Origin of the sequence: Treponema sp. (genome assembly GCF_045657965.1) — a bacterium.
Lineage (GTDB): Bacteria > Spirochaetota > Spirochaetia > Treponematales > Treponemataceae > Treponema_D.
The window spans coordinates 1-7,820 of the sequence record NZ_JAZOUG010000220.1 but is presented as its reverse complement, the minus strand read 5'-3'; the positions used below and the strand labels follow the sequence as shown (position 1 = coordinate 7,820).

Here is a 7,820-nt window from a genome sequence, read left to right as displayed (position 1 = left end):
TTCATTTGATAAATAAGCATTTACAACTTTTATCTTGAACTCTTCTGAGTATTTGGGCATAAAAAATGCACCTCCTAAAATTGAATTTTATTTGTCCAACTTTAGGGGTGCACTTCAAAGAACGGGCACCCCTGATTTTTTAAAGACAAAAACTTACCTGAGTTTTTTATATCCGTAAACTGCAGTTTCTCCGAGTTCTTCTTCGATTCTGATGAGCTGGTTGTATTTAGCCATGCGGTCTGTTCGGCTCATTGAACCAGTTTTAATCTGACCAGAGTTTGTTGCAACTGCAATGTCTGCAATTGTTGTGTCTTCTGTTTCGCCTGAGCGGTGGCTTGTAACGGTTGTGTAGCCGTGACGGTGAGCCATTTCGATTGCTTCAAGAGTTTCTGTGAGTGAGCCAATCTGGTTTACTTTGATGAGGATTGCGTTTCCTGCTCCTTCTTTGATTCCCTTTTCGAGGAATTTTACGTTTGTTACAAAAAGGTCATCACCTACAAGCTGGCAGCGGTTTCCGATTTTTGCAGTAAGCTTTTTCCAGCCTTCCCAGTCGTTTTCGTCTAAGCCGTCTTCAATTGAGTCAATCGGATATTTTGTGATGAGTTCTTCAAGGTATGTAATCTGCTCGTCGTCGCTCAATTCCTTTCCGTTAGGATCTTTTGGAGTTCCGTTAGAAAGCTGCTTGTAGTTGTAGTAGAATTTGCCGTTTTTCTCGACTGAGAATTCAGAAGCTGCACAGTCCATTGCAATTTTTACATCATCGCCTGGTTTGTAGCCTGCATCTTTAATTGCCTGAACGATTGAATCCAAAGCGTCATTGATTCCGTCGAACTTTGGAGCAAAGCCTCCTTCGTCACCTACAGCAGTAGAAAGTCCGCGACCTTTGAGAAGTTTTGCAAGAGCGTGGAAAACTTCTGCACCCATACGGATTGCTTCGCGTTCTGATTTTGCGCCGACCGGACGAATCATGAATTCCTGGAAGGCAATCGGAGCATCTGAGTGTGCGCCGCCGTTGATAATGTTCATCATTGGAACAGGAAGAACGTGTGCGTTTGCTCCGCCGATGTAGCGGTAGAGAGGAATGTTAAGTGCTTTTGCGGCTGCCTGAGCTGTTGCAAGAGAAACGCCTAAAATTGCGTTTGCACCGAGTTTTGATTTTGTCGGAGTACCGTCGAGGGCTAGCATTTTAAGGTCGATTGCGCGCTGTTCAAAAACATTGTCACCTTTGAGCGCAGGAGCAATGATTTTATTTACGTTTTCTACGGCTTTAAGAACACCCTTTCCGCCGTAACGTTTTTTGTCTCCGTCACGGAGTTCTAGAGCTTCGTTTTCGCCTGTTGAAGCGCCGCTTGGAACTGCAGCGCGTCCAAGTACGCCGTTTTCAAGAATTACATCTACTTCAACAGTAGGATTTCCGCGTGAATCTATAATTTCACGTCCGATTACATTTTCAATTTTGATTGAATTTAACATGAGAAAAATACCTCCAGAAAGGAAAAAGCCCTGCATGGCAAGAGGAAGATATTTTCATCATTCCCATGCAAAGCTTAAAGATTGACTATTGTGGCTAATGAGTCATAGTTAGTTATAGCTAACTAAAGTTACTATAAACTTTATGTAAAATAATGTCAAATAAATTATCAGAATTAAAACCGTGTTGTCTACTTGCATAAAATAATATTAAAGAATAACATACTTGTATTGGTTAGCTTAGTCTAACTTAGAATATCGAGGCGTAACTTATGAGAATAACAAAAATCAATGAATGGTTTACAAAAATCGGCGTTCTTCAGGTAAAGCACCGGTTTCTGTTTGTGGCTGGAATTTTGATTTTAACTGCCTTCTGTTGTGCAGGCTTAAAAAGCTTAAAACTCGGCACAAATGAAACAGAATATTTTGAAGACTGGGAAAAAATCAAAATTGATACAGACCGCTTTAAGGAAATTTTCGGAGCAGCGGACGGAATTGCAGTTCTTTTTGAAGCAGATGATGTCTTTGATCCGGAAGTTTTAGATGCAATCGGCAGAATGGGAAAACGGCTTGAAATGGAAGTTCCTTTTGCCAAAAATGTCACCTCTTTAATGGATTTATCTGTTACTCAGGGGACAGAAGACGGCTTTGAAGTTATAAATCCTTTTGAAAAAGGAATTCCTTCTAATCCGGAAGAACTTGAAGAAAAAAAACAGTGGCTTTTACAGAAAGAATCTATTGTAAATAATCTGGTCAGCGATGATGCAAAATCTACATGGCTTATACTTTCTCTGGAAGATTACGGGGATTCAGTTGATGAAGTTAAAGAAAAAATTGCTGTTCCTGCCAGAGAAATTTTTGAAAGCGATGAATTTAAATCAGAGAAATATAGTTTTAAACAGTGTGGTCTTACTTATACTGAATATGAAGAGGATCAGGCTATTTCCGGTGAAGTTGTTATGCGCATTGCAATCGGCTTTCTGGTAATGATTTTATTTCTGGTTATCTTTATTCATTCCCTCCGCGGAGTTCTGGTACCTTTTTTTGCAACTTTCTTTGCTATTCTTTCAAGTCTTGGAGTTGCAGGCTGGACTGGAGTAAAAATGGATACACAGCTGATTATGCTTCCGGTTCTGCTTTCAATGGCATTAGCTGTCGGTTATGCGGTTCATTACATCAATTCGTTCAGAATGTTTTTCAGACGAACCGGCAGCCGCAAAAAGGCCGTGGAACTTTCTGTAGGCGAAAGCGGCTGGCCTATTCTTTTTACTGCAATTACGACTATGGCGGGAATGGTTTCCTTCAGCTTTTCAGGACTTGTTCCGCTTAGAAGAACCGGTTTACTTTCAGCAGGTGCTGTCTTTGCAGTCTACGCTTACATTATGACACTGCTGCCGGCTCTGCTTTCTTTGGGAAAAGACAGGTCTGTTCAGAGTGAAGAAAATAAAAACGGTGCAACAAAACTTGACCTTGCTTTTGAAAGATGCGGAAAATCTGTAATTAATGGTAAGCGCAAGGTGCTTATACTTTCAGCTGTAGTTATTATAGGAATGATTCCGGGAATTTTTAAAAGTCAGGTTAATATGGACATGATTGACATGATGGGTACAAAAGTTGACTACATAAGGCGCCTGGTTGAAATTTCAGAAAATAAACTTGGTTCAATGTATTCATACAATGTCTTTATTGAAAGCGGTGAAGAAGGTTTTTTCAAAAAAAGTGAAAATATGAAAAAACTCGACGAGCTTCAGAAGAAATTAGGTACCCTTTCAATGACAAAACTTTCTGGTACCCGCTTCCGTGTAAGTTCAATCAGCGAAACAGTTAAAGAAATGAACAGAACCCTTAATTCTGATGATAAAGCCTTTTATAAAATCCCGGATGATGATGATTTACTTTCTCAGGAACTGTTTCTGTATGAAATTTCCGGCGGGGATGATCTGTATAATCAGATAACAGAAGATTTTTCAACAACTTACATGGAAGTTCAGATGAAAAATTACGATGCAACAAAAATCGCTGCAGAAATTGCACAGGCAAAGCGATTTGCCCAGGAGATGTTCCCGGATGCCAATTGTGCGATTGTCGGAGAAGTTGCGAATTTTGCTGAAATGAACGGAAAACTTGTCTGGGCGGAACTGAAATCTTTTGCAGTCAGTTTCCTTTTAATCCTGATTCTGATGATTCTGGCATTTGGTTCTGTAAAAACCGGATTAATCGGCATGGTTCCGAATGTTGCACCTGTAATCCTGATTGGCGGAGTTATGGGCTTTTTAAAAATTCCGCTTGATATGATTACAATGCTTGTTATGCCTATGATTTTAGGAATCGCTGTCGATGATACAATTCACTTTAATAATCATGTAAAATTTCAGTTTGAGAAAAATGGAAGTTACACCAGTTCAATTCTGGCAACTTTCCGTGAAATCGGAAAAACAATGGGCATGACCACAGTGATTTTGTGCAGCATGTTTGCCGTTCTTGCATTCAGTATTTTGCCGTGTTTTGCAAGAATCGGCTATCTTTCAATAATCGGGCTTTTTGGTGCTTTAGTTGCTGATTACACGCTTACACCTGTGCTGATTCTGGTTGTAAAAGCGTTTGGTGGAAAAAAGGAGGAAAATTTATGAAAAAATTAATTTCAGTAGTATCTGCTGTTTTTGCATGTGCTTTAATTTCGGCTCAAAATCTGAGCGGTTATGACATTATGAAAAAATCTAAGGAGCTGGATAATTCAAAATCATCTGAATCTAGAGCAACCATGGAAATTGTGAATAAAAAGGGAAGTAAAAGAGTCCGTGAAGTCTTAATGAAAGAAAAAGATTTTGGAAATGAAAAAAAGAGTGTAATTGTGTTTCTGACTCCAAAAGATGTTTCAGGCGTTGCTTATCTGAGTATTGAATATTCGAAAAAATCAGATGGAAGTAAAAAAGACAGCGACAACTGGCTTTATATGCCTGCCATGAAAAAGACGAGGCGAATCAGTTCTTCTGAAAGTGAAGGGGATTTTATGGGAACTGATTTTACTTACAGTGATATGGATGAGCTTGATTTAGACGAAGAAAATTATACGCTTTCAGGAATTGAAAATCTTGACGGTGTTGAATGTTATAAAATCAATGCTGTACGAAAAGATTCTTCAAAAAAGGAGCCGAAGAGAATTATCTGGATTGGATGTGAAGATTTTATGATGCGCAAAGCTGAATTCTTTGACCGGCAGAATAAACTGCACAGAATTCTCAGCTGTGAAGATATTTCTAAAATCGATAGTTATTACACATGCTCCAAAATGACGATGAAAAATGTGCAGACAGAACATTTCACGGTTTTGACCCGTACTCAAATCGCCTTTGATAAAGAAATAAGTGACAATATTTTTACAGTTGCAGCCCTTGAACGCGGAAATATACGATGAAAAAGAAGGTTTTTATTGTTTTCTCCGTAATTTTCATCTCTTTTTCCGTCTTAGCACAGAGTACTGCTTTTGAAAATCTTGATTTTTCGGCTTCCCTTTCTACAGAAGCAGGAGCGGGCTTATGGTACACACAGTACAGCGGTGACTTTACTGTCGGAAATCTTACTGCACAAAGCCAGTTAAAAGGATTTTTTGAAAGCAGCAGCTTTTTATTTGATGGAAAAGTGAGTTTTGATGCTGTAAACAGAACAGATGACAAAGCAGAATCAGTTTCTGCCAGTTTGAAAGAGACTTATTACATTTATGAAGGGGAATTCTGGGCTTTTAAAATAGGACGGCAGATTTCAACCTGGGGGGCTGCCGACGGTCTTGAAGTAACGAATGTGCTTTGTCCGGCAGATTATACAGTTATTTCATCAGATAAAATTGTTGATCAGAAACAGGGAATTGAAGCGGTTAAATTTTCATTGAACGGATCAAAATTTCTGGTCGATGCTTATTTTATTCCGTTCTTTACACCGGCACTTCTTCCTCTAAAGGAAGGCAGCATTATGAATAAAGTGCTTTTCGGAGAAGTTTTAGAAAAAGGAATTTCTGTTGGAAAAATGGAAATCCCTGAGCGGAATATTAAAAACTGTGAATATGCTTTAAGAATCGGTACATTTCTGCCTTTTGCAGATTTTTCCCTGTATGCCTTTTATGGATTTGACGATATACCATTCCAGCATTTAGAAGTTTCTGCAGAGGGAAAAATTACTTTAAACGGTGAATATAAGCGGATGACGATGTTCGGTTTTGACTCTTCCATTCCAGTTAAAGATATCACCGTGCGGCTTGAGGGAGCATTTTTCCCTGAAAAAAAATTTTCTACAGTGACTTTTGAAACAGAAAAACACAATGAATTTACAGCTCTCTTTGGTTTAGACTGGATGAAAGGAGACTGGACTGTTACAGCACAGTATTTTCTTGATTCAATATATGGAAATCTGGATTTTCTGGAACGCAGAAAATATGAACACGAAGCTACTTTAAGTATAAGCCGGACATTTTTTGGCGGAAATTTAGAAACAGATTTTTCGTGTATTGTTGGTTTGAACGATTTTGATTCAGTCATTAATCCGGGGTTAAAATATGCCTTTACAGATAATTTTTCAGCAAAACTTTCAGCAATGTTTTACAATGAAGGAAAAGAAAAGCAGGGTAATTACGGAAAATACAAAGATTTATCATCAGTGATTTTAAAAGGAGAGATTAAGTTTTAAGAAAGTTATAAATTTATCTGCAGAAAGCGTTTAGTGGCATATCTTCCAAAAAACCTTGCAAATCACTAAAATATAGAAATGTTTCGTATTTATGTAGAACGCAAGAGCGGCTTCCAGAGTGAGGCTGCCAGCATTTTGGGTGAAATCAATGGATTTTTGGGCATTTCTTCTGTAAAGGGAGTGCGTTATTTCAACCGCTATGACATCGAGAACACTTCTGAAGATGTCTCTAAGATGGCGGCATTGCGAATCTTCTCTGAGCCTCAGAGTGATTCTGTCGTCTACACGGAGCTTGCAACCGACCCCGCCGACACTGTGATTATCTGGGAATATCTGCCGGGTCAGTACGACCAGCGCGCTGATTCTGCCGAACAGTGTCTTTCCCTCCTTCGCGAGTCTATGCGTTCTACGGCCACTGTCGGAACTGAGCCACCGCGAGTCCGATGTGCCAAAATGGTCATCCTTTCCGGCAATGTATCTGCTGATGAAGTTACCCGTATTCAGAAATATCTTATTAACCCTGTTGATTCACGCCTTGCTAAATCTGAAATTCCTGAAACTCTTGAAATGAAGGTCGATGTTCCGGCTGACATTCCTGTTGTCGAAGGATTTATCTCGCTCGGCAAAAAAGAACTCGATGCTTACCGCGCAAAAATGGGTCTGGCTATGGACTTGGCTGACATTCAGTTCCTTCAGAAATACTTTAAGTCGATTCAGCGTGACCCGACCGAAACTGAAATCCGTGTTCTCGATACTTACTGGTCTGACCACTGCCGTCACACCACTTTCAATACTGTCCTTAAAGACATCAAAATCGAAAAAGGCCCTTACGCCAAACTTTTCAAAGAATCCCTCAAAAATTACGAGGCCATGCACACAGACATCTATGCGAAACGAAAGGACAAGCCTCTCACTCTCATGGACATGGCTACAATCGGCGGCAAATATCTCCGCAAGCACGGTATGCTCGACGACATGGAAGTAAGCGAAGAAAATAACGCCTGCTCAATCTTCATCGACGTTCACTACACAACTGACGAAAAGGGAAATCCTCTTCCGGAAGGCAAAGAAGAAGTTGAGCAGTGGCTTTTGCAGTTCAAAAACGAAACACACAACCATCCGACAGAAATCGAGCCTTTTGGTGGCGCTGCAACCTGTATCGGCGGCGCAATCCGCGATCCTCTTTCAGGCCGAAGCTGGGTTTACCAGTCAATGCGTGTAACAGGTGCGGGAGATCCGACTGTTCCTTTGAGCGAAACTCTGCACGGAAAACTTCCTCAGATGAAAATCTGCCGAGAAGCTGCCCAGGGATTTTCTTCTTACGGAAATCAGATTGGCTTGACTACAGGTCAGGTAACAGAAATCTATCACCCGGGATTTGTTGCAAAACGAATGGAGCTTGGTGCCGTAATCGCAGCAAGCCCTTACAAGACTGTAATGCGCGAAACTCCAGAGGCTGGAGACATCATCATCCTTCTTGGTGGTGGAACAGGCCGTGACGGTATCGGCGGTGCTACAGGTTCTTCAAAAGTTCACACTGAAAAATCTGTCACAACTGCCGCTGCTGAAGTTCAGAAAGGAAACGCCGTTGAAGAACGAAAGATTCAGCGTCTTTTCCGCAATCCTGAAGTAAGCCACATGATCCGCCGCTCAAATGACTTCGGTGCAGGCGG

Annotated in this window: 5 protein-coding genes; 4 read left to right on the top strand and 1 reads right to left on the bottom strand. The window is 40.4% G+C overall.

From position 1 onward, the window contains the following. Window positions 1-153: 153 nt before the first annotated feature. Window positions 154-1,473: a phosphopyruvate hydratase gene (eno, locus tag ACKI5B_RS08135; RefSeq protein WP_407427604.1), complete on the bottom strand. Its 1,320-nt coding sequence runs from the start codon at window positions 1,471-1,473 to the stop codon at window positions 154-156. Between the two features lie 269 nt (window positions 1,474-1,742). Between eno and ACKI5B_RS08130 the strand changes: the two genes are divergently transcribed. The 4 genes from ACKI5B_RS08130 to ACKI5B_RS08115 form a co-directional block, all read left to right on the top strand. After that, window positions 1,743-4,100: an efflux RND transporter permease subunit gene (locus ACKI5B_RS08130; protein ID WP_407427602.1), complete on the top strand. Its 2,358-nt coding sequence runs from the start codon at window positions 1,743-1,745 to the stop codon at window positions 4,098-4,100. Continuing rightward, a complete protein-coding gene (locus ACKI5B_RS08125) occupies window positions 4,097-4,885 on the top strand; it encodes an outer membrane lipoprotein-sorting protein (RefSeq protein WP_407427600.1) in 789 nt (262 codons plus the stop codon). The genes ACKI5B_RS08130 and ACKI5B_RS08125 overlap by 4 nt, the downstream gene beginning before the upstream one ends. Continuing rightward, window positions 4,882-6,147 carry a hypothetical protein gene (locus ACKI5B_RS08120; protein WP_407427598.1) on the top strand — a complete coding sequence of 422 codons (1,266 nt, stop codon included), beginning with the start codon at window positions 4,882-4,884 and terminating at the stop codon, window positions 6,145-6,147. The genes ACKI5B_RS08125 and ACKI5B_RS08120 overlap by 4 nt, the downstream gene beginning before the upstream one ends. 78 nt (window positions 6,148-6,225) lie before the next feature. Then, on the top strand, window positions 6,226-7,820 hold a 1,595-nt coding region (locus ACKI5B_RS08115; RefSeq protein WP_486401670.1), incomplete at its 3' end, for a phosphoribosylformylglycinamidine synthase.

Excerpts from the sequence above, each read along its gene's own strand:
- eno (WP_407427604.1), bottom strand. The coding sequence starts at position 1,473 with ATGTTAAATTCAATCAAAATTGAAAATGTAATCGGACGTGAAATTATA.
- ACKI5B_RS08130 (WP_407427602.1), top strand. The coding sequence starts at position 1,743 with ATGAGAATAACAAAAATCAATGAATGGTTTACAAAAATCGGCGTTCTT.
- ACKI5B_RS08125 (WP_407427600.1), top strand. The coding sequence starts at position 4,097 with ATGAAAAAATTAATTTCAGTAGTATCTGCTGTTTTTGCATGTGCTTTA.
- ACKI5B_RS08120 (WP_407427598.1), top strand. The coding sequence starts at position 4,882 with ATGAAAAAGAAGGTTTTTATTGTTTTCTCCGTAATTTTCATCTCTTTT.